Origin of the sequence: Priestia sp. LL-8 (assembly GCF_036227845.1) — a bacterium.
Taxonomy (GTDB): Bacteria; Bacillota; Bacilli; order Bacillales; family Bacillaceae_H; genus Priestia; species Priestia zanthoxyli.
Genome location: NZ_JAZAQH010000001.1, coordinates 3,697,064 through 3,719,107 on the forward strand (window position 1 = coordinate 3,697,064; position 22,044 = coordinate 3,719,107).

General features: G+C 39.7%; 23 protein-coding genes and 1 riboswitch. Of the genes, 9 read left to right on the forward strand and 14 right to left on the reverse strand.

Annotation, left to right across the window (positions count from 1 at the left end; all coding sequences use genetic code 11):
• Nucleotides 1-129 precede the first annotated feature (129 nt).
• Together U9R83_RS19395 and U9R83_RS19400 are read left to right on the forward strand one after the other, a co-directional pair.
• A complete protein-coding gene (locus U9R83_RS19395) occupies nucleotides 130-363 on the forward strand; it encodes a hypothetical protein (protein ID WP_014458674.1) in 234 nt (77 codons plus the stop codon).
• 167 nt (nucleotides 364-530) lie between these two features.
• Nucleotides 531-1,703 (forward strand): hypothetical protein, encoded by a 1,173-nt coding sequence (locus tag U9R83_RS19400; protein WP_226554992.1) that lies wholly within the window; start codon nucleotides 531-533, stop codon nucleotides 1,701-1,703.
• A gap of 49 nt (nucleotides 1,704-1,752) precedes the next feature.
• On the opposite strand, the gene U9R83_RS19405 is transcribed toward U9R83_RS19400, so the two are convergent.
• The 5 genes from U9R83_RS19405 to U9R83_RS19425 all read right to left on the reverse strand — a co-directional run bounded on the left by U9R83_RS19405 (nucleotide 1,753) and on the right by U9R83_RS19425 (nucleotide 7,708).
• Nucleotides 1,753-3,186 (reverse strand): amino acid permease, encoded by a 1,434-nt coding sequence (locus U9R83_RS19405; RefSeq protein ID WP_014458672.1) that lies wholly within the window; start codon nucleotides 3,184-3,186, stop codon nucleotides 1,753-1,755.
• 231 nt (nucleotides 3,187-3,417) lie between these two features.
• Nucleotides 3,418-4,317, reverse strand: coding sequence for an arginase (rocF, locus tag U9R83_RS19410; RefSeq protein ID WP_013084571.1), 900 nt, complete (start codon nucleotides 4,315-4,317; stop codon nucleotides 3,418-3,420).
• An 89-nt stretch (nucleotides 4,318-4,406) separates the two neighbouring features.
• Complete coding sequence (locus U9R83_RS19415; RefSeq protein ID WP_181170509.1) at nucleotides 4,407-4,658, reverse strand: hypothetical protein; 252 nt, start codon at nucleotides 4,656-4,658, stop codon at nucleotides 4,407-4,409.
• Between the two features lie 64 nt (nucleotides 4,659-4,722).
• Nucleotides 4,723-6,801 (reverse strand): gamma-glutamyltransferase, encoded by a 2,079-nt coding sequence (gene ggt / locus U9R83_RS19420; protein ID WP_115654733.1) that lies wholly within the window; start codon nucleotides 6,799-6,801, stop codon nucleotides 4,723-4,725.
• Nucleotides 6,802-7,210: 409 nt separating this feature from the next.
• Nucleotides 7,211-7,708, reverse strand: coding sequence for a tetratricopeptide repeat protein (locus tag U9R83_RS19425; RefSeq protein WP_115654734.1), 498 nt, complete (start codon nucleotides 7,706-7,708; stop codon nucleotides 7,211-7,213).
• A 173-nt stretch (nucleotides 7,709-7,881) separates the two neighbouring features.
• On the opposite strand from U9R83_RS19425, the gene U9R83_RS19430 reads away from it, so the two are divergent.
• Nucleotides 7,882-7,968 (forward strand): YjcZ family sporulation protein, encoded by an 87-nt coding sequence (locus U9R83_RS19430; protein WP_016765201.1) that lies wholly within the window; start codon nucleotides 7,882-7,884, stop codon nucleotides 7,966-7,968.
• Between the two features lie 188 nt (nucleotides 7,969-8,156).
• On the opposite strand, the gene U9R83_RS19435 is transcribed toward U9R83_RS19430, so the two are convergent.
• The 4 genes from U9R83_RS19435 to U9R83_RS19450 form a co-directional block, all read right to left on the reverse strand.
• Nucleotides 8,157-8,237 (reverse strand): YjcZ family sporulation protein, encoded by an 81-nt coding sequence (locus tag U9R83_RS19435; RefSeq protein WP_016765202.1) that lies wholly within the window; start codon nucleotides 8,235-8,237, stop codon nucleotides 8,157-8,159.
• Nucleotides 8,238-8,559: 322 nt separating this feature from the next.
• On the reverse strand, nucleotides 8,560-9,879 hold the full coding sequence (locus U9R83_RS19440) for a TrkH family potassium uptake protein (protein WP_209367618.1): 1,320 nt from the start codon (nucleotides 9,877-9,879) through the stop codon (nucleotides 8,560-8,562).
• A gap of 3 nt (nucleotides 9,880-9,882) precedes the next feature.
• Entirely contained in the window at nucleotides 9,883-10,542 is a 660-nt protein-coding gene (locus U9R83_RS19445; RefSeq protein ID WP_014458668.1) for a potassium channel family protein, read from the reverse strand.
• 124 nt (nucleotides 10,543-10,666) lie between these two features.
• A riboswitch (cyclic di-AMP (ydaO/yuaA leader) is annotated at nucleotides 10,667-10,811 on the reverse strand.
• Between the two features lie 115 nt (nucleotides 10,812-10,926).
• Complete coding sequence (locus tag U9R83_RS19450) at nucleotides 10,927-11,385, reverse strand: hypothetical protein (RefSeq protein ID WP_014458667.1); 459 nt, start codon at nucleotides 11,383-11,385, stop codon at nucleotides 10,927-10,929.
• Between the two features lie 120 nt (nucleotides 11,386-11,505).
• Here U9R83_RS19450 and U9R83_RS19455 point away from each other — a divergent pair, with 120 nt between their 5' ends.
• Nucleotides 11,506-11,961, forward strand: a complete 456-nt coding sequence (locus U9R83_RS19455) for an Lrp/AsnC family transcriptional regulator (protein WP_209367621.1) — start codon at nucleotides 11,506-11,508, stop codon at nucleotides 11,959-11,961.
• 318 nt (nucleotides 11,962-12,279) lie between these two features.
• Here the strand turns inward: U9R83_RS19455 and U9R83_RS19460 are convergent, their stop codons facing one another.
• Together U9R83_RS19460 and U9R83_RS19465 are read right to left on the reverse strand one after the other, a co-directional pair.
• A complete protein-coding gene (locus tag U9R83_RS19460; protein WP_243549843.1) occupies nucleotides 12,280-13,182 on the reverse strand; it encodes a peptidyl-prolyl cis-trans isomerase in 903 nt (300 codons plus the stop codon).
• Nucleotides 13,179-14,453, reverse strand: coding sequence for a S1C family serine protease (locus U9R83_RS19465; protein ID WP_243549846.1), 1,275 nt, complete (start codon nucleotides 14,451-14,453; stop codon nucleotides 13,179-13,181). Before U9R83_RS19465 ends, U9R83_RS19460 begins: the two co-directional genes overlap by 4 nt.
• Before the next feature lie 222 nt (nucleotides 14,454-14,675).
• On the opposite strand from U9R83_RS19465, the gene U9R83_RS19470 reads away from it, so the two are divergent.
• Complete coding sequence (locus U9R83_RS19470) at nucleotides 14,676-15,347, forward strand: response regulator transcription factor (protein ID WP_014458663.1); 672 nt, start codon at nucleotides 14,676-14,678, stop codon at nucleotides 15,345-15,347.
• A complete protein-coding gene (locus U9R83_RS19475; protein ID WP_243549847.1) occupies nucleotides 15,344-16,693 on the forward strand; it encodes a sensor histidine kinase in 1,350 nt (449 codons plus the stop codon). The genes U9R83_RS19470 and U9R83_RS19475 overlap by 4 nt, the downstream gene beginning before the upstream one ends.
• Before the next feature lie 35 nt (nucleotides 16,694-16,728).
• Here U9R83_RS19475 and U9R83_RS19480 read toward each other — a convergent pair whose 3' ends face one another.
• Nucleotides 16,729-17,721 carry a D-cysteine desulfhydrase gene (locus tag U9R83_RS19480; protein ID WP_208732961.1) on the reverse strand — a complete coding sequence of 331 codons (993 nt, stop codon included), beginning with the start codon at nucleotides 17,719-17,721 and terminating at the stop codon, nucleotides 16,729-16,731.
• 150 nt (nucleotides 17,722-17,871) lie between these two features.
• Between U9R83_RS19480 and U9R83_RS19485 the strand changes: the two genes are divergently transcribed.
• The 3 genes from U9R83_RS19485 to U9R83_RS19495 all read left to right on the forward strand — a co-directional run bounded on the left by U9R83_RS19485 (nucleotide 17,872) and on the right by U9R83_RS19495 (nucleotide 20,083).
• Nucleotides 17,872-18,390 carry an acyl-CoA thioesterase gene (locus U9R83_RS19485; protein WP_014458660.1) on the forward strand — a complete coding sequence of 173 codons (519 nt, stop codon included), beginning with the start codon at nucleotides 17,872-17,874 and terminating at the stop codon, nucleotides 18,388-18,390.
• 74 nt (nucleotides 18,391-18,464) lie between these two features.
• Complete coding sequence (locus tag U9R83_RS19490; protein ID WP_208732960.1) at nucleotides 18,465-19,145, forward strand: GntR family transcriptional regulator; 681 nt, start codon at nucleotides 18,465-18,467, stop codon at nucleotides 19,143-19,145.
• Nucleotides 19,142-20,083 (forward strand): DMT family transporter, encoded by a 942-nt coding sequence (locus tag U9R83_RS19495; RefSeq protein WP_208732959.1) that lies wholly within the window; start codon nucleotides 19,142-19,144, stop codon nucleotides 20,081-20,083. The genes U9R83_RS19490 and U9R83_RS19495 overlap by 4 nt, the downstream gene beginning before the upstream one ends.
• 41 nt (nucleotides 20,084-20,124) lie before the next feature.
• On the opposite strand, the gene U9R83_RS19500 is transcribed toward U9R83_RS19495, so the two are convergent.
• A complete protein-coding gene (locus U9R83_RS19500; RefSeq protein WP_116739365.1) occupies nucleotides 20,125-20,703 on the reverse strand; it encodes a suppressor of fused domain protein in 579 nt (192 codons plus the stop codon).
• A 224-nt stretch (nucleotides 20,704-20,927) separates the two neighbouring features.
• Nucleotides 20,928-22,028: a M24 family metallopeptidase gene (locus tag U9R83_RS19505; protein WP_140451059.1), complete on the reverse strand. Its 1,101-nt coding sequence runs from the start codon at nucleotides 22,026-22,028 to the stop codon at nucleotides 20,928-20,930.
• Between the last annotated feature and the right edge of the window lie 16 nt (nucleotides 22,029-22,044).

Consider the following 22,044-nt stretch of genomic DNA (forward strand, 5'->3'; position numbering starts at 1 on the left):
TTTAGCTTTTTCCAAATAAATGCTTTGTATGCAATTTTTAATAGAGCGATCAAAGCGTAAGACAAAAAAAATAACAAAAACTATCGGTAGAATGTTTTTAAGAAAAAACAAAAATGGAGAGTGAGACGTATGAAAATCGTTTGGATATCAGCTTTGCTGTTAGGATGCTTAATGGGATTTTCGATCAGCGTGGATATGATGCAAGGGTTTAGTTTTTCAATGGCTCTTCAAAATGCCTACAGCCCGTTTCGCGTAATGGAGTTCGCCGAATTATTTGTTCTTTTTTTCCTTTTATTCTGTTTTGCGGCTGAAATATTTTACCGCTCATACAGAGTAAAAAAGGCAAAACAGCGCCAAAGATAAAACTCTGCGAAAAACACATATTTCTCCTTTTTACCACCTATTCTCCTTTTCATTTAAATGTTATAATTTTCATAATTGGAAAAACTTTTACACGCCTTTCTGCATGGAAAGCTGTACGCTTAAACTACAAAATAAACATTGACTTTGAACTAAAAGGTGAAGAAATGATGAAAAAAAAATTAGCCGTTATTAGTACAGCTTGCTTACTTATTCTTGCAAGTGATCCCATCCCTTCTTATGCTACTCCCGATTCCCCGGATTCCTCTTCCGATGTTTTGGACCAGTCAACAGACGTGGATACAACTGAAGATGTAAAAGCTATTTTTGACTCTCTCTATCAAGAAGGCTATTCGCTTGGAGAAGAAGATGGATACGCACAGAAAAAATTTGAACAGTTTGATCAAACAACAGGGCTGGACAAATCTTCTGAAGAATTCACGTGGTTTATGATGGGGTATACGGTAGGATATAAAAAAGGTCAGCAGCAAAAAGAGGAAGAACTTAAGACTGAACAAGAAAATGAAATGGCTGCCGGCGAAGAGGAAGGCTATCAGCAAGGCGTCCTTGATTACAAACATGCTACTATTCAATCAGAAATCGACCCTTTCCCTTCTAAGTCCTCCGACTGGAATAAAGGTTATGTTCAAGGCTACAAGAAAGCTATTTCTTTAATGGACTTATCTGTCAAAGCAAAAAAAGAAGGCTATGACCAAGGTCTTGAAAATGATTCAATGAGTGTTCCGAGCATGTATGATGATGAGGATGTCACACGTCAGGCTTTTACAGAAGGCTTTGAAACCGCTCAAGCCGAAGTGCTGGAGCAGCAAAAAAAGCAGTTTGAAAAGCAAGGCTACGTACAAGGTTATCACGACCTTCCACTCGAAGTACCCGCAGAAGCAGAAGGCGAATTGCAAACAGCCTTTGAGCAAGGATATGAAAAAGGACAGAAACAAAAACAAAAAGACGTAAAAGCAGACGGATACGACTCAGCTTTCACTTATCAAACCTATAGAGCGCCTAAAAGTCTTCAGGACAAGCCTCAACTAGAAAAATGGTACAAAGCAGGTTTTTATTCGAATAAAGATGTGAAACCTTTACAGCAAAAAGCTTATAAAGACGGCTGGAAACTCGGAAAAGAAATGAGCGTTCCGAAAAAATACAAGAAAAATAAAGCTGCGGTGGCAATGTACAAGAAATATTTTGAACAAGGCCAAAAAAAGCAGGATAAAACAGTGAGTCATATCCTGCTCGGCAGCGGTATTGTTCTTACACTGGTTGCCCTTATCACGCTATGGAGACTTCGCCACCGTAAAAATGAAGAAACAACACTAGATAGCTAAAGGCGAGTACATAAAAACCCGGAAAATCGTGATTTTCCGGGTTTTTATGTTAAATAATCATTCGTTTATTTTCCGCAAGCTGAACTTCTTGCTCTTGTTTTGACTGATTTTGTTTTCGAATTTTCAAATAATAATAAACATAGCAGCCTATAAAGAAAATACCTCCGCAGTATAACGCCATTCGCTGCTCAGGATCAAACGCAAGACTGATCATAACGATACAGTTCGTAATAAGCGCTACGATAGGAAGAACTGGATATAGAGGTGTTCTAAATTTCAGATCTTCTACTTTTCCACCTTTAGCCACGTAAGCACGACGAAACGCAAGCAGTGAAGCTGTAATCGCAATCCAGCCAATTTGAGCGCCAAGTCCAGCGAGTGAAATCAGCCACACAAAAACGGTTTTAGCTGCCACTACGCTTGAAAGCAGAGAAAAACATGAAATCACAAGCGTAATTAATAGTGCATTAAATGGAACTCCTCTTTTGTTAACTTTTCCAAGCGCAGGACTTGCCATTCCTTCTCTTGAAAGAGAATAAAGCATACGTGTAGCCGCGTAAAATCCAGAGTTTGCGACTGAAAGAAGAGCTGTTAAAATGATAAAGTTCATAATATCCGCCGCGTAAGGTACACCTACACTGTCTAACACAACAACAAACGGGCTTTCTACAACGCCTGCTTTTTCACGAGGAATCATGCTTGCTAGGACAAACACAGATAAGACGAAAAAGAAAAGCGTACGCCAAACCGTTTGCTTGATCGCTTTTGGAATTGTTTTTTCCGGATTTTCACTTTCTCCTGCCGCAATTCCAATCAATTCTGTTCCTTGAAACGAAAAGTTCACCGTAATCATTGTAATCAGCAAAGCCGTTACTCCATTTGGAAACAGCCCTTCGGCAAAGAAGTTTGATAAAAGCGGCGCTTCCTGTCCGCTTTTCATATCAATGATTCCAAACATTGCCGCTCCGCCTACAACAATAAACATAATGATGGCGAAAATTTTAACGCTTGAAAACCAAAATTCTGTTTCACCAAATGCTTTAGCTGAAAGTGCATTTAATGAAAAAATTAACGCCCCAAAAATGGCGCACCATAACCAAACGGGCGAGTCTGGGAACCATCTTTGCATTAACTGTCCGGCAGCTAAAAACTCAAGTGCAACCGTGACTGCCCATCCTAGCCAGTACAGCCATCCAATCGCAAAACCTGTTGCAGGGCCTATAAATTTAGTGGAATATGTTTGAAACGATCCTGCAACTGGCATAGCAACCGATAATTCTCCAAGACACAGCATCGTTAGATACATAATGATCCCTCCTACTAAGTAGGAAATCATTGCTCCCATCGGACCTGCTTCATTGATGGTATAACCTGACCCAAGGAAAAAACCGGTACCAATACATCCCCCTAGTGATATCATAAAAAGATGCCTTGTTTTCATCGTTCTTTTTAATTCTCCTGGCTGTCCCTGTGGAATATTCATCCCATTTCCTCCCTTTGCTGCACAAAAAATGAAATCGCTTTCATTTTTTTAGGTTTATTTTGTTTTTATAGCCGCTTATTAGGTAGCTCTTCCTGACTGAAGTCCATTGATGCCGGATGATTTTCAAATGGCGCCACCCCCGTAGCGAGGATGGCAGCCGCTTAGTCCTGTATGACCGTTTCTTGGATCATAACAGATTTTCTCCACACGATACCTATAAGTAGCTCTTTCTTATAAAAGCTTATCGCCAAACAATGAACTCATTAACGCAACCGCTACTTCTGCAGTTTTGTTATGCTGATCTAAAATAGGGTTCACTTCTACAAATTCAGCGGATGTAACGATGTCTGCTTCCGCTAGCATTTCCATTGCTAAATGACTTTCTCGGTAGCTGATGCCGCCTTTTACAGGTGTACCTACGCCTGGTGCATCATCTGGATCTAAGCCGTCTAAGTCTAACGACAGGTGCACACCGTCTGTACCGCTTAAATAATCAATCGTTTCTTTCATCACTTGCGTCATACCTAAACGATCAATTTCGTGCATGGTATACACTTTAATTCCTTTTTCTTTAATTAACTCTTTTTCACCATCATCCAACGAGCGCGCACCGATAATAACTAGATTTTCAGGTTTAATTTTTGGTGTATACCCTCCAATATTTAAAAGTACAGGATGTCCAATACCCAGGCTCACTGCTAGCGGCATGCCGTGAATGTTGCCTGATGGAGATGTTTCAGCGGTATTTAAATCACCATGAGCATCATACCAAATAACGCCTAAATTTTCTGAACCTTTTGCCACTCCTGCAAGCGTTCCAATCGCAATACTGTGGTCTCCCCCTAATATTAACGGAAAGCGGTCTTGCTCTCTCACTTCTTCAACTCTTGCAGCCAGCTGTTCATTTCCGCTGGCTACAGCCGCTAAGTTTTTTAGATTCGTATTTTTATCTACGTCTGCCCGTTCTTTAATCTCTACTTTAATATCGCCTTCATCGTGTACGGTATAGCCAAGAGCTTCTAAGCGTGTATTCATGCCCGCATAGCGGATTGCGCTCGGCCCCATGTCTACGCCCCTTCTTGTTTGTCCGTAATCCATAGGTACACCGATAATTGAAATGTCTTTTTTCATTTTCTATACCTCCGTTGCATGTTATTCTGTGTGAAGTAAACATAGGTGTTTATTTAACTATGTATTTTTTCATTGATACAGCCCCTCATCTATTTCTTATGCAAAAATGATGCCAACTTTGTTTGTAGCATTCTATCAGTCTTTTTATCACGGTTTTTCTTACACATGCCAAAAAAACTGTCGATTTCTACAACTCTTTGGCAAACCACGCCAATTTTTTTGTCGTTTGGTTTAAAATCGCCAATTTTATTTGCTTTCTTAAAAAGGGAGTGAGCCAATATATAAATGAAACCTACGTTTACCATACCAATAAAAAAATCCGAACGAGTTGGATTCTCCATCAAGAATCTCGATTCATCGTTCGGATTTTCTTTCACTTAGAATACTTTTGTCTCAGTCTCTTTTTTAATTTGTAATAACGTCTCCGTCTTCATCATCGCCTGTATCGTTTTCACCAGGATCTTTTTCTAATGAGACCACTTTCTTTTCTTCATCCCATTTCACTTTGTAGCCAAGGGATTTGGCTACTTTGATAACTGATAAATAAGAGTGGTGATTTGGTTTATACAGCTTTAAGTCACTCGAATCAATGACGCCTAAGCCTAACAGCAGGCGGTCGGACTGAACGTAAGGCTTTCCATCAATCAGCTTCACTTGCTTATCCGTAAATGGGTACACTGCACGGTTGACTTCAACTGTAAACTCTCCTTTTTTCTCTTCTTTAATTGGTTTTGGCTGTTTGGATACATATTTAATTGCGTCTACTCCTAATACCGTGCCTTGGCGCGTATTATCAGCGCCTCCGTACATTTTCCCCGTTTCATAGTCATAGATAACCGCTTGAACGTTTCCAATATGCTCAGGCTTTTCTTCAAACGCATGTCCTTTGGCCATCATTTCAAGAATTGTATCTTGACTAAATCCAGGTTCCCATCTTACGGTTGGATAGCCGCCTGAATAAATACGGGGTGTTAAAATCGCTTTTTGAATCGGCATCTTATGGTCAATAACATTCATAATCGTTTCTGCTACAGACGCAATAATGGTTGGGCCTCCCGGTGAACCAATTGCCATGAACGGCTTTCCGTCTTTTAACAACATCGTTGGAGACATGCTGCTTCGAGGACGTTTTTTAGGCTCAACCTGGTTCACGCCTCCCGGAGTGGCATCAAAATCCGTCATTTCATTATTTAGCATAAATCCATAGTCCGGAACCATAATTCCTGAGCCAAAAACTTGTTCAATGGTAGTCGTGTAAGAAACCATGTTCCCCCATTTATCGACAACAGAGAAATGAGTCGTTTGGCCAATTGGATTTTCTTCCTTTACCGTTGCTTTATTTGGATTTTCTTTCCCTTCATATTTCCAAGGGTCTCCTTCTTTGACATTAGGCGTTGCTTTATTGGGATTAATTAATTTGCGACGTTCTTTAATATAATCTTCATCTAACAGTCCTTTTTTCGGTACTGCGTAAAAATCTTCATCCGCCATATACGCCGCCCTGTCAGCGAAAGCTAAGTGCATAGCTTCCGTTAAATGCTGTAGATACTGAGGCGTATTGGAACCCATTTTTTCTACGTCATAACCTTCCATTAGCTTTAAAATCTGCTGCACGGTTAATCCGCCGGAGCTAGGAGGAGCCGCGCTAACCACATCATAGCCGCGGTAAGTTGTTTTTACCGGCTCGCGTTCTTTTACAACGTAATTTTTTAAATCATCCATGGTCATGCTTCCATCGCGTTTTTGAACTTCTTTAACAAGCGCTTTTCCAATTTCTCCTTTATAAAAAGCATCTGACCCTTCTTTTTGAATAAGCTTTAATGTTTTCGCAAGATCAGGCTGAACAAGCTTATCTCCTTCTTTTAACGGCTTGCCATTCGGCACAAATACATTACCGGCCGTTTGGTATCTTTCAAGCTTGTCCGCATTTTCATCGATATACTGAGCCATCGACCAATTTACTTTGATTCCTTGTTCCGCTTGAGTAATAGCAGGTTTAATAACATCTGATAAGTCCATTGTTCCATAATCTTTAAGGGCTGTTTCTACTCCTTTTAACGTACCAGGAACTCCAACTGCTTTTCCTGTTATGTGACGCTTACTAAAAGGAATGACTTTTCCTTTTGAATCTAAAAACAGTTTAGGCGTAACATCAGCCGGTGCCATTTCACGGCTGTCTAGCATCGTAATTTTATCTTTCTTTTTTTCATAAATCATCATAAAGCCGCCGCCGCCGATACCAGACATCATCGGTTCCACAACGTTTAGAGATAATTGAATGGCCGCTGCCGCATCCACAGCGTTTCCGCCTTCAGCTAAAACTTTCCTCCCCGCTTCAGCAGCGAGCGGGTGAGATGCCGCTACAATTCCTTGTGTAGCACCCCGTTTCATTGAATGGTCGACACCCGGAACTTCAGCAGCAGCTGGTGTGACAACTAAACATACACTAAATAACGCAATAACCAACATCTTCATAACCTTCATCTGGGTCTCCTCCTTCAAATACATTATTTCACATCGTCTGAAACGATGGATTTCACAAAGAATAAATTGGTTTATTATGATATTTTTTACATGTGTGTATAAACAAAAAGCAAAGTAAATCAGACCTTTGCTTTTTTAGTTAGTCGCATGTTTAACTTTTCTCTCTATTCATTTACAATTATCTATATTTTCTAACATTTTATCCATAGGCTGATAGTTTCTTACTATTTTTGGAATTATGTAGACTGAACGCTCTAATAATGTAGAAAATCTAGCAGTTAAGAAGTCATTGGACTTACATGCACTTCTTAAAATTTTTATAAGTATTCTTATTGTTATATAAAAAGCAATTCTTTATGAAAATCAGCATATGTTTACTAAAAACCAAAAATAAAACAGGACTTTTGATTTATCGTCCTGTTTGCAGCATGTTTTCAACTTTTTTAATATCCGCGTGAGTACAATTGATTTCCCGGGCATAGGCGATTTGTTCTTTCGCTTTTTCCATTTCTTTTAATTGAATATAGGTTTTGGCGAGTTCGAGCGGCAGCATAATCCCTTCAAAACCAAGATCTTGCGCCCGCTGCAAATAAGACAGCGATTTTTCGTAATTCCCTCCAAACATAAGCGGAGTTTCCCGGTATTTTATTCCTCGAACGAAGTGCGCCAAGCTTGAAGATGGATTTAATGTTAATGCCTGATGAAGAGCTCGGTCCATTTCTAAATTCAATACCATTTTTTCAAAGATAATTGATTCTTCGATTTGCTTTGCTAAACAAACCGCTAAGTAACAGTACAAATCAGATGCTTGAGGGTTTTTCTTCATTTCTTGTTGAATTTCGCGTTTGACCTCTTTCCACTTTCCCTCTTCTAGCTGATTCATGACGTATTGTGCATGTATTCCCACCTGTTTGCCCTCCTTTTCTTCCTATCATAAAGGATTTTTACGAAAATGAAAAAAGTAAGTGTTCTTCATTTTTCTCAAAAGATCGTTACCGTTAAAAAATAGGCAAATTTCTCAATCACTTAACCCAATTAGTACATAGGATATAGAGACTTTTATTAAAGGAGGTTACACATATGGGCGCAAAAGGCGGTTTTGGTTTTTCATTTATCGTTGTTTTATTTATTCTATTAGTAATCGTAGGGTGTTCTTGCTACTACTAATTTCTAGAGGGGATGAACATCATTCATCCTCTCCTATTTCAAAAAAACCATGCTTTCGCATGGCTACATACCGATTAGATGAATGAGTAGAGGAACTCATTGTTCGGCAATATTGAAGAAATTTTTGGTTTTCACTTCCGCCTAGTATGCCCTTTTTGACGGGGGCTATGCACAAATAAAGTTAACGTTTAAAAGCGAAAGCCAGACGCACCGACAATAACAAGTAAAACAAATAACACAACGATTAACGCGAAATTTTGTTTTCCCACGTAACATCCCTCACTTCCTGTTATCTGCTTTTAGTGTATGCAAGAGCTTGGCAAAATGTTTAGGACAGGGGTGCGGATTTTTATGAGAAAAACCTTCAAATTTCGCCAAAAAAAGTGAATCATATTTTTGTTTCTTTCGTTATATATAGTAAGAGATTTTTACTATAAAAAAGGGGGGCCTTTAATGCGCCGACATTCCAAATTGCCCATTGTTCTTGTCTTTGCCTTCTTTTTATTCATCGCAACTGTTTTGTGCGTAACCTCTTATATGTCTTGAACGTATAAATAATATAAAAAAATCGCCTCATCGAAGGCGATTTTTCTATCCTAGCATTATATCTTCGTTTGGATAACGAACGGCTTCACGCTTTTGCTTAGATAATGAAAACGCAAGGGTTAATGGCCCCACTTTTCCTAAAAACATGATAAAGATAATAATCACGCGTCCAAAGTATGAAAGCTCAGGAGTCGCTCCCATGGATAAACCTACTGTCCCAAACGCAGAAACAACTTCAAACATAATTTTTACAAACGGGAGGTTTTCTGAAATATTTAACAGAAAAATAGCCCCAAACACAAACATAATCGAAATCATCGTGATGGCTAGGGCCTTAAACACATGAAGAGGAAGAAGTCGTCTCTTTAGCAGCACAATATCTTCCCTGCTTCGTAAAAATGACCACACAGAAAAGACAATCACCACAAACGTCGTGAGTTTGATACCGCCTCCTGTTGACGCACTTCCTGCACCAATGAACATTAACAAAACCATTAAAAAGACCGTTGCGTCATGCAGGTGAGCTAAATCAATTGTATTAAATCCAGCGGTTCTTGTTGTTACCGCTTGAAAATAAGAAGCCCATACTTTGTCTCCTAATGATAAATTTCCGAGCGTATGCGAATTGCCGTACTCTAAGAAAAAAATAAAAAGCATAGCAGTCACGTTAATGGCGAACGTGCTGATAATCATAATTTTTGAATGCAGCGTTAGTTTTTTATACGATTTTTTCACCCACATATCAGCAAGAACGGTAAATCCTAACCCACCAATAATGAACAAAAAAGAAATCGTTATATTAATAATGGGATCTCCTACATACTGAACTAAGTTATCAGACAGTAGTCCGAACCCAGCGTTATTAAAAGCCGAAATTGAATGAAACAAGCTAAAGAATAGCCCCTTAGACCACCCGAATTCCGGAACCCAGCGTATCGCTAAAAAGATAAGCGCAACAAACTCAATTAAAAATGAAAAGATAAACAGCCTTTTAACTAGCAGGACAACTCCGCCGACGCTCGTCTGATTTAACGCCTGCTGAACGAGCATACGCTCTTTAAATCCAATTTTTTTACCGAGCATCATAAAAATCAGCACGGCAAATGACATAATGCCAAGACCGCCTATTTGAATTAACAGCATAATAATCGTTTGACCGATGACGGTAAAACGTGTACCTGTATCTACGACGGCTAAGCCGGTTACTGTCATAGCGGAAGTTGACGTAAAAAGAGCGTCTACCCACCGGATTGGCTCAGTAGTAGAAAAAGGCATCATCAATAGAAGAGCACCAATAATAATTCCTCCACCAAAAATAGAGAGCAACAGCTGCGGAGGGGTGAGTTTAATATTTTGTTTTTTCATGTGTTAAACTCCTTCTTCTTCAAAACGGTTTAAATCGCGATTATGTCCGATGACAATAAGCATATCTCCTTGTTCAATTGTTTCATGCGCCGTAGGCGAAATCACCATTTCCCCGTCTTTTCGCTGAAAGCCGATAATATTACAGCCGTACTTTGCGCGAATATTTAAATCAAAAAGCGTTTTATTATGAAGCTTCTTAGAAGCGACAATTTCAACAATACTATAGTCTTTAGACAGTTCAATATAGTCAATAATTTTTTCTGACACCACGTGATGAGCAATCCGCTTAGCAATATCGCGCTCCGGATGAATGACTTTATCCGCTCCTATTTTCTCCAGCACTTTTTGATGATACATATTCACCGCTTTTACCCATACTTGCTTAACGCCCATATCTTTTAACAGCATCGTTGCGAGCACGCTTGCTTCGATATCGTCTCCAAACGAAATAAGAGCATGATCAACATTGCGAATACCTAGCCCCTTTAAGCTAGCTTCATCAATCGCGTTTGCTTGCACAACATATGTAGCTAAGTTGCTAAATTTATTTACTACCTCCTGATTGCGGTCAATAGCGAGCACATCCACATCCAGATTAGCAAACTCTTCAACCAAACTGCCTCCAAAACGACCTAATCCTAATACAGCAAACTGTTTTTTCATAATGTATTTATTCCTTCCTTCAACTGCTGTGTGTTCTCTTAGCTTATACTTTTTCTAAAAAATTACATCTTTTTCTTAAAAAAAGCGCAAAAAAACACAGGAAGGCTCCTGTGTTTTTTCACACTCTTCCCCCTCAAAACGCTTGCGAAGTTAGCTGTCGGGTTCGGGTTTTAAGAGTAACCCTACCTTTTTAAGGATTCACCCCGGAGCACAATATGTGCGTAAATAATGGGTCCTCCGCTCCGTAATGGATTAAGCGATTTTTATTCAAATGTCTATGATCTATTTTTTAGAATGATCGATTCGATTCATGATACGTTTCACTTCACGAAAGCTATCTTACTCCTGTGGATTTTGTCTGTCAAGATATTTTTAGCGAAGACTTCACTTGCCCTGCAAGCTGCAAAAATCATATAAATCTAAACTGACAATCATTTTGTGAAATTGATCAAATAAATTAATAACAGCCAAAAGCTCTAACAGCTGCGTATCACTGTAAAATTTCTTTAATTGATCCATATCAGCATCGGTCAACTCCCTTGGACGCACTCGGTATACATCAATAAATCGAAACAGCAGCCGGTCTTTTTCTTCCAGCTCTTTTTCTCTTAACACTTTTTGATTAAGCGTCTTATCACCTACATATGACATGCTCATACACGTCTCACAGCCGTTAACACCTGCTAGATAAAGCCTAGTTTTTTCCTTGGTCTCTTTTTCTACTATATCGCTGTTCCAAAGCGTGTCGTAAAGCTCATCATACAACCTTTTTACATGTGGAATTAAATTCAATGCTTTTTCAAAATTTGTTCCCTCTTCGTTTGTTAATAAAACTCTTGCCATTTTTCACTCACTCCTTTTTAATTATTATAGTAAGAAAAATAGAGATTTTAGATTACATATAAAACATCTTATCTACTATTACTAATCAAATGAAACGTTAATGAGAAAGAAGGTTTTCAATTGAAAATTGATGAAATTGATTTATCGATTTTGCAGGCGCTGCAGCAAAACAGCCGCCTTTCCTTACGAGAGCTAGGAAAACAAATTAACCTGTCTGCTCCTTCGGTGGCAGAGCGAGTAAGACAGCTAGAGAGCTTTGGTGTTATAAAAGGATATACAATCGATATTGATTATGAAAAGCTGCACCTGCCTGTATCGTGTTTTATTGAAGTAACGATGAAAAACGGAGAGCACGAACGTTTTAAACGATTTATTTCTCAGTATCCCTACGCTTTATTCTGTGAACGCATCGCCGGGCAAGCCTGCTTTATTACAAAGCTTCAGCTTCCTCATCTGCACGTACTCGAACAATTTATTAACAAAATTACACCTTATGCCAAAACGATTTCACACATCGCCCTTTCTCACGTGGAGATGGCTCCTGCATTATTGAGTCATTTAAAAGATAAAAAGTGATTGAGACATAACGACATCCGTTCACCCTGCCAATAAAAAAATCCGAATGAGTTTGATTCTTCATCAAGAACCAAACCCGTTCGGATCTCCCTTCAACGAAAATATTTTTGTCTCAGCCTCATGGATTCGTCCAACAGCATAAAAAATAACCCTCCAAAGCTGGAGGGTATAAATTTTCCGAATAATGAAAGTTTTACAATTTTATTTTATCAGGTGCTGACATTTCTGTCTACTTAAAAATGTAAAAGAGCTCTCTATTAACAGAAAGCTCTTTTACCTGCTTGTTTTTTGAAAACAATCAATCTATATAAAAGGGAACTACCTAAGGTTGAAAGTCACGTGAAACCTTGGCAGTTCATCCTGGATATACCGGTTGATATGATTCAAAACAAGTTCTTTCATCATTTCTTCTTTGACTTCTGATTCCGTTTTTTTATCTTTTTGTTTTAAAATAAGAATATAATAGACTTTACCCATTTTAATGGGCTCACTACACTCCCCGATGTGCTGTTTTTTTAAAACATTTATAAAAGAGGGAGATAGACTTGAAAGCTTTAGATTATCAGCATTCTCTAGTTTGCTGATTGTCTGGACATCAGCATATTCTTTTTGAACGTCTTGAAGCGATGTTCCTTTTTGCAGTTCAGCCGAAGCGGCCTCGGCATCATGTAAAGTGGAAAAAGCCAGCTGCGTAAAAGATACGCGCGTTAGATCGTTTTCAATATGTTTATAGTAAGCAGTTAGTTCATAAGACGTAATTTGTTTACGGAAATATTCTTCTAATTTAAACTGATTCGTTAGCTGGTTGGTTACATCACTAGAACGAATATTTAACACTTCATAACCTTGTTTTCTTGTATCCTCGTCATAGGAGCGTTTAATTTGCTTCCACATATCCTCAACTTGTTTTTGTACTTTATCGCTTGTCTTTAGATACGAAATTAAGATTTTTTGCATAACAAGCTGCCGCAATAACTCTTTGCGGTAGCTTGTATCATTTAGCGGAGCATCTGGATTTAAGAACCCTTTAACGGCTAAAAAAAGGTTGAATTCAGCTCCTGTCACCTTGCCTCCTTCATACGCTGCCACTTCTTTGACAGAAGATAGCTGACTAATTTCTACAGAAGGAAACATCGTGTTTGAATGCTTCCCTCCGCAGCCTGTTAGAAATCCGAACGCTGTTAATACTGCTAGCAGCAGCTTTAACGGTGTTGAACTCATCCATTGTTATCCTGCTGCTCTGAAAGCTTCAGAGCAATGGTTTGTTTTTTTCCATTTCGGTACACGTCTAATTTTACCGTGTCTCCTACTTTGCGTTTTGTGTATAGATATTGACGTAAATCACTGGATGTTTTGACTTCGTTTCCATCGATTGCAACAATCACGTCTTTTGATTGTAAACCTGCATCAGAAGCAGAAGAGAATGGTTCAACCGTTGTGACGACAACTCCTTCAGACGTATCGCTTGTTAGGCCTAGCTGGTTTTGTTTTGTTGCAGCTGAAAGCTGACCTACATCTTGAAGACCTACCCCCATATATGGACGCGTTATTTTTCCGTTTTTCATCAGCTGTTCAATCGTCGGCTGCACTTCATCACTTGGAAGAGCAAAGCCGATGCCTTCTACATTGTCTTCTGAAATTTTCATACTGTTGATACCGACTACTTCACCGGAAGAATTGATCAAGGCCCCGCCGCTGTTTCCTGGATTAATCGCCGCATCCGTTTGAATTGCATCCACGTTCCAATTGTCTGAAATAGGGACAGAGCGTTTTGCTGCGCTCACGATACCTTGTGTGACCGTACGAGAAAATTGTTCACCAAGAGGATTTCCGATTGCAAGCACCGTTTCACCCGCTACTAAATCCGATGATTTCCCGAACTTCGCCACTTGTTCAACATTTTTGTCAGACATCTCAAGCACCGCTAAATCCGTTAGCGCATCAGCTCCGACAATTTTAGCTTTTTCTTTTTGTCCGTTTGAAAGTGACACTTCTACTTCGCTTGCGCCATCAATAACGTGGTTATTGGTCACAACGTATGCTTTTCCATTTTCTTTTTTGAAAATAACACCGGAACCCGTTCCTGCTTCTTGCGTTTGGGTATCTCCAGAAAATGGATTTGTTTGCTGTTGAATATTGTTCACGCCTACAACAGCAGCTGATACTTTATTTACAACTGAAACAAGATCTGACTGATTCACGGTTGTGCTTACTGTTCGAGGCGTTGTGCTCGTTGTTGTTGCGGTTTGAGTCTGCGTTGTTTGATTCGCTGTTTGCGTATCAGCTGAATCCATTAACCCCAGCTGGGGAGCACCGTATAGCACAATTCCTCCTCCAAGTACTGCTCCTGCAATTGAAGATGCAATCACTGGAAATAAGCGTCTTTTTGGAGGTTGTGATGATGACGCAGGCTGATACTGATCATAGCGCTGCTGGCGGTTTTCGTATTCTTCCTTTCGTTCTTGTTCTCTTTCATAATCACGTGGATCCATGAAAAACACTCCTTTTAACGTAGCAAATTTTATGTTATCTATACTATAAAATAAAAGTTTGGGATAAGTATCAAAACAATGTGTGAAATTGTGAAAAATTTCTTTATAACAGCAAACACGTAGTATAATAGCGGGTACATAGACCTTTAAAGAAACGCGCATAGATGGCGCAATATGCTTTATTTACCTTAATTTTCATATATTCAGAGGAAGGTGTCAAATTTGAGCTTTACACTATATTTAGTAGAGGATGAACAAAATTTAAACGAAGTTTTAACCCTTTACCTTCAAAAAGAAGGCTGGGACGTTCGCTCATTTTTTAACGGTACGGACGCCAAAGAAATGATTGCAACGCCTCCGCATCTGTGGATTTTAGATATTATGCTGCCTGACATTGACGGGTATCAGCTCATTCGCGAAATCAAGCAGCAAACGCCACATGTGCCTGTTATTTTCATCTCAGCCCGCGATGCCGATATTGACCGGGTTCTTGGGCTTGAAATGGGCAGCGACGACTATTTATCAAAGCCTTTTTTGCCTCGTGAACTAGTTATTCGAGCAAACAAACTGCTAAACCGCGTATATGATTCCAATCAAAAAAAAACCGATACCATTGCGCTGACTCCTTATGAAATCGATTTACATACCCGTACAGTCAGTGAAAATGGAAAGCCGATTGATTTAACGTCTAAAGAATTTGATTTTCTTGTCACTATCTCAAAAGACCTTGGACAGGCTTTTTCAAGGGAGCAGCTGCTGAATCTCATTTGGGGGGAAGATTATTTCGGCACGGACCGAGTGGTGGATGATTTAGTAAGACGCGTGCGTAAAAAAATGCCGCAAGCACGAATTGAAACGATTTACGGATACGGATACCGGATGATGAAAGCATGAAAAACAAGTCGCTTGCATTTCAAATTTGGCTCGTCATCTCCGGTATTTTACTGCTTATTTCAATTTTGCTCGCTATTTTATTCCCAACGACGCTCAGGCAGTTTTTCACGAACGAAATTTATACCACTATTGAAAATGAACAGCATATTTTAAAAGAATACGGCCTGCCAAGCCGCTCAGGTGAATACTACTTTAGCAATGAAGATAGTGAACCAACGCTTGGCAATCGAACCGTGGATCATATTTTATTGCCTGAGCATGCAGATATCTCTTATTTTTCATCACGGGTGTTGCCTCAAGACTTTTTGAGAAAAGCACAGGAAGATGCAATCAGTCAGCGAAAAATAGTCGCTCGCTATGAAAAAGACCTCGGCAACCGGACGCTTTTTTATGTAATTCGAAAAGTAAGTGTAAACGGACAGCCTGCTTTTTTGCTTTCATTTTCGTGGGATACGTACCGAAATGCGCTCACTTCTACTCTTTTTAAACAGCTGCTTCTCGTGATTTCGATTGTATTTCTATTCAGCTGGCTTCCATCTATTTGGCTATCAAGATATTTAAGCAAGCCGCTTGTATCGCTTGAAAAAGATGTAAAAAAAATCGCCGAACAAAATTGGCATGAGCCGGTTACAGTGAACCGTTCCGATGAAATTGGCAAGCTAGGCGCGTCCATCGAGCAAATGCGCAAAAGGCTCGTATCTAAAGATGAAGCACAGCAAACGCTGCTTCAAAATATTTCACACGATTTAAAAACACCGGTTATGGTCATTCAAAGCTACGCTCAGTCGATTCAAGACGGCATTTATCCAAAAGGTGATTTATCTCAAACGGTAAAAGTTATTGAAGATGAATCCAAAAATCTTGAGAAAAAAATCCGCGATTTGCTTTATTTAACCAAGCTTGACTATATGTCCACTCATCAGCTTGCACAAGACCATTTTGATTTTACTGCACTTCTTCATGAAGTAGTAGATCGCTTGCGGTGGAGACGCCCTGAAATACAGTGGGAATTTGACGACGTAAACGCAACGATTAAAGGAGACAAAGAACTGTGGACAAAAGTTCTTGAAAATGTACTCGACAATCAGCTGCGCTATGCCGAGACGAAGGTTTCACTTTCACTTGCTAAACACCAAACGAACGTTCAATGTACAATCAGCAATGATGGTCCGCCGATTGATCAAAGCGTGCTTCAACACTTGTTTGAACCGTTTAAAAAAGGAGCAAACGGTGAATTCGGTATTGGCTTAAGCATCGTAAAGCGTATTATTACGATGCACGATGGAGCAATTACGGCTGAAAATACAGACGCCGGAGTGACGTTTTCAATTACTATTCCTATATAAACTAAAAAAGCAAGGGAGTCGAACTCCTTGCTTTTTTATGAAAAAATTGATGTATATGCATAAAGAGCCGGTGAACCTCCTGAATGGACGAATACCACATTTTCATCTTTTTTAAAATAACCTTTTCGAATTAAATCAATCAGACCGGCCATCGCTTTTCCTGTATACACAGGATCCAATAAAATCCCTTCCGTACTGGCCACAAGTTTGACTGCTTCCACCATCTCTTCTGTCGGAACAGCATAGCCTGGACCGACGTATTCATCCATACACACAATGTCTTCTTTTTTAAAAGGCGTTTTACTATGTAAATGATCATAAAGTTCGCTCGTTAGCTTGGCAACTTTCATTTCTTGCTCTTCTTTAGCACGACTCACATTCATTCCAATAACAGACACGCCACTTTGAAGGCCTTGAAAGCCTGCCACTAATCCTGCATGCATGCCTCCGCTGCCGCTTGTACAAACTACGTGGCTAAGCTTTATTTGTTGCTCATAGCTTTGCATAAGCAGCTCCTGTGCGCAGGCAGCGTAGCCTGTTGCACCAATGACATTCGAACCTCCTACTGGGATTAAATACGGCTTATGACCTTTTTCACTTAGCTCGCGCGCTACTTTTTCCGTTTCCGCTGTTAAATCAGAACCTTCAGCGACAAACCGCATGTCATGAGCGCCTAATAAATGATAAAGAAAATAGTTTCCCGTAGGCTGATCGCTTGCTTTATTTTCTCCTTCTTCTAATACGAGCACGCATTTCATTTGCTCTTTTACGGCAGCAGCGAGCGTTAAACGGCAGTGATTAGATTGTATCGCTCCGCACGTTACAAGCACGTCTGCTCCTTGCGCTTTTGCATCTGCTATTAAATATTCAAGCTTACGCGTCTTATTTCCGCCCCCTGTTAGTCCAAGCATATCATCGCGCTTCATATAAATTGAAGGTCCGTTTAACTGCTGCGATAAAACCGGTAGCTTTTCTAAAGGTGTAGGGAAATCCGTATATTTTCTTCTAGAAAATTGAGTTAAGTTCATGCTCTCATCCTCTCTTTTGTATTTGCTCTATTTTATCATATAGAAGCTTGTGAAGAGCTTTTTACGAAAGGGCTCTCTGTAACTTGTATACATAAGAACAAGTAGTCAACATACATTAAACCATATAAACAGTTTGAAGGAGTGTTTTTAATGAGCGAAAAGGCAGTACTTTGCAGCGTCTCACGAGTAGTCAAATCACAGCACATTTTTCCAAATGATCTAAACAATCACCACACCCTTTTTGGCGGAAAAATTGTAGCTGATATGGACATGACAGCTTCTCTTTCAGCAGCTAAACATTCCAGAAAATCGTGTGTTACTGCTTCTATTGATCACGTTGACTTTATTGAACCTGTCACAGAAGAAGATTTTATTTCATATGAAGCATTTGTTGTTGTCACAGGAAAAAGCTCCATGATTATTTTTGTTAAAGTGATTGCCGAAAATTTGTTAACGGGCATTAAACGTATTGCAGCTACTTCTTTTCTCACCTTTGTTGCATTAGAAAATGGAAAACCAGCACCCGTTCCTCAAGTCATTGCACAAACTGAAGAGGAAAAAAGCCTTCAAAAAGTAGCTCTTGAACGTAAAGAGTCCAAAAAAACGCAGGTCGAGCACAGCAAATCGATTGCGAGCATCTTATCTAAATCTTTACGCAGCAGTAATTAAGCTCTTCATCTAAAAAGCAGTTGTCTGCTTTTTAGACGAAGTTTTTTAATTTTTACATTGTCATTTAATGTAATATGCGATATATTGGTTTTATGAAAAATAATATTCAACCTCTCAAACGACTTTCCCTCAGGGAGGAAGTCTATCAAACACTTAAACACAATATCGTTATGCTTGAATTTCAGCCGGAACAAAAGCTTCAGGATAAAGAACTGGCTGAGCAATTTGGAGTTAGCCGCACTCCTGTTCGAGAAGCATTAAAAAGGCTCGAAGATGAAGGCCTTGTCCAAACGACACCCGGTTCTTCTACAAAAGTGGCTCCATTAAACCTTGAGGAGGCAAAACAATCTTTTATTGTCGTCGCAGCTCTTCATGCACTTGCTGCTAAGCTGGCTTGTACTTTGTTACAAGAAGAAGATATGGGCGAACTAACCAAACATAATCAATCTCTGGAACATGCAATCAAAACAAGAAATGTACTTAAAGCGATCGAAGCGGATGAAGCATTTCACTCCGTTTTTTTAAAACGGGCGAATAATTTAGAGCTAGAACGTGTTGTAAAACAAACAAGCGCCAAAATTCAGCGTCTGGAAATCGCTCGCTTTTCTTCTCTTTCCAGCCTTGCTTCCGTTGATCAGCACAAAGAAATCATAAACGCTTGCTGTCAAAAAGATTCCGCACTGACATCACAGCTTGTCGAAACAAACTGGCTGACACTAGGTGAAGCGCTGACAAGTGAGGAGGAATCAAAGTGAAGCCTCTTTTATTAGGCGTTGCTGCATCATTCTTTTTTGCTTTTACATTCGTTTTAAATCGAGCGATGGATTTATCTGGAGGCAGCTGGGCGTGGAGCGCATCTCTGCGCTATTTTTTTATGGTACCTCTTTTGCTTGTGCTTGTTTATTTTTGGGGTGGCATCAAACCTGTGGTGGCAGAAATAAAAGCCCAGCCGCAAAAATGGCTGCTTTGGAGCACGGTTGGATTTGGCTTATTTTACGCTCCTCTTTGTTTTGCTTCAGCCTACGGTCCCGGCTGGCTTATTGCAGGCACTTGGCAAATTACAATTTTATCGGGGTCTCTCCTAGCTCCTTTGTTTTACAAGGAAGGAAAGAAGCGAGGAGCCATTCCTTTTAAACAGCTAGGTTTTTCGTTTATTATTTTAATAGGCGTTATGCTCATGCAGCTTGAGCATGCGACTGAGCTGTCGGCTGCTACTGCCTTGCTTTGTACCATTCCCATTTTGATTGCCTCTTTTGCGTACCCGCTTGGCAACCGTAAAATGATGGAGGTGTCGTCACTTAATACGTTTCAGCGCGTGCTTGGAATGACACTTTCAAGCCTGCCGTTTTGGATTATTCTTTCTGTCTATGCCTACGTGACCGATGGACTACCAAAAACAACTCAGATGTATCAAAGCAGTTTAGTTGCTTTACTTTCAGGAGTATGTGCAACGGTTTTATTTTTTGCGGCAACCGACCTTGTTAGAAAAGATTCTCAAAAGTTAGGTGCAGTTGAAGCTACACAATCGATGGAAGTTTTATTTGCCCTGCTAGGAGAGGTCTTCCTTCTATCAAGTCCTTTACCATCGATTCTTTCTTGGGTTGGAATGGGAGTTATCATAGGAGGCATGGTGCTTCACAGCTACCAAACGAGTCATAAAAAAGCTATACCGCAAAAAGAATTGACCTACTAATCAATAACAAAAAAGAGCGTCTCAGTCGGCGCTCTTTTTGTTTATACAACAGATCTTCTTTCTAAATTGAAGACATTCACCTGCTCAGCATCAAAGCGGCTTAGCAACGAATCTACTCCGTACTCAAGTGCAAAAGCACGTTCATTTTCTGAAATCGGAACGGCCTGCAGGAACGTTACTTTTTTATCAGATAGTTCAATCGTTGAGAAATTATCCCATAAAAACGGCGGAATCAGCAAAATGTGTTGCATATGAAAGCTGTCATCAAGAACCGTGATAACATCTTTATAAATAGCTCCTGGGAAGATGGACACATGAGATTTCATCATATGGAAAATACAGTTAGCTAAAATAGCAGAATAAATACCGAATTCCTCATGACAAGCCCCAACGATTTCAATTCGAAGTGGGATCCCTCCAACTGTATAGCCTGTCGGACATTGATGTCCACCGAGCGTTGCATACGCGGTTACATCTTGACGCGGATGATTTTCACACGCCACAACGTGAATACCATGCTTTTTTCTTTCATCTGAATAATCTTCAATTCGATCCTTTTGACCAAATACATCTATTGCTTTATGTATAATTAATTCTTCATCTTTTGTAAAATTACTCATACAAAACCTCCTTGCTTGCGACCTTAAAAAGCTCCCTACTGTACAGCATATACTACTGGACTCGCTTGCGATATAGTTTTTAGAAAATGTGATAGAAATGTTATCGTTTCGTAACATACTATGAAATTGTCTCAAGAAGCAAACAAGAAACCTTAACCAATTTTTTCTTTTCTCATAAAAAAATAGAGCCTGCACCATGGCAGCCTCTATTTTTTATGACATTATTATGAAATAATTTGTAATTCTTTTGGGTACTTCGTTAACGTTTCGTATCCATCTTTTGTAATGATTACATCATCTTCGATACGCACGCCTCCAAGTCCTGGAATATAGATACCCGGTTCAATTGTATACACCATGCCTTCTTGAAGCACATCATCATTGTTGCGGCTCATTGAAGGAAACTCATGCACGCTGATACCAAGACCATGACCAAGACGATGCAAGAAATACTCTCCATACCCTGCTTCTGTAATAATATTGCGTGCTACCATGTCCAAGTCGCCAATGCGAGTGCCGGGCTTTGAAGCTTCAAGAGCTGCCTGCTCAGCGCGCTGTACCGTTTCATAGATTTCTTTTTGCTTATCATTAATAGACTTGTAAGCGACTGTACGCGTAATATCTGAACAGTATCCGTCTAGCACTACACCTAAATCGAACAGAACCATATCTCCTGGCTTTAAGGTGCGAAGACCTGGATTCCCGTGCGCTTCTCCCGTTTTTTCACCAAATAAAACCATCGTTGAAAACGACATCTCACGAATTCCTTTTCGCTTCAACTCGTATTCAATTTTAGCTAGAACATCCATTTCCGTAACGCCTTCTTTTAAAGCAGCTACGCCTACTTCTACACCAAAATCAGCTAAGGCAGCTGCCTTTTGCAGAATCTCAACTTCATGCTCATCTTTAATTAAACGCAGCTGATTTAATTTCTCTTCTGCTCCGACTAGCTCAGCATTTGGATATAAGCTAAGCAGTTCTTCGGCTCTCGCATACAGCAGCTGCTCCTTCTCTACAGCAACCTTTTTCACATCTATTACGTTTCGTTTATGTAAAGCTTCTTTAATAAGTTCCCAAGGATTTTGATGATCTTCATATCCAATCACATCAAACTTCCAGCCGGCTTCTTTTGCTTGTCCTACTTCCATTGATGGACAAACAAGCATCGGCTCCGCTTCGTTAAACACAAATAAGCCAAGCAAACGCTCATGCGGATCCGTGTGAAATCCAGTTAAATAAAATACGTTTTCCGTTGACGAAATAAAGGCCGCTTCTACATTCTTTTCTTCCAGCCACGATACGACTTTTTGTAAACGTGCTTCCATTAAAAAAACCCCTTTC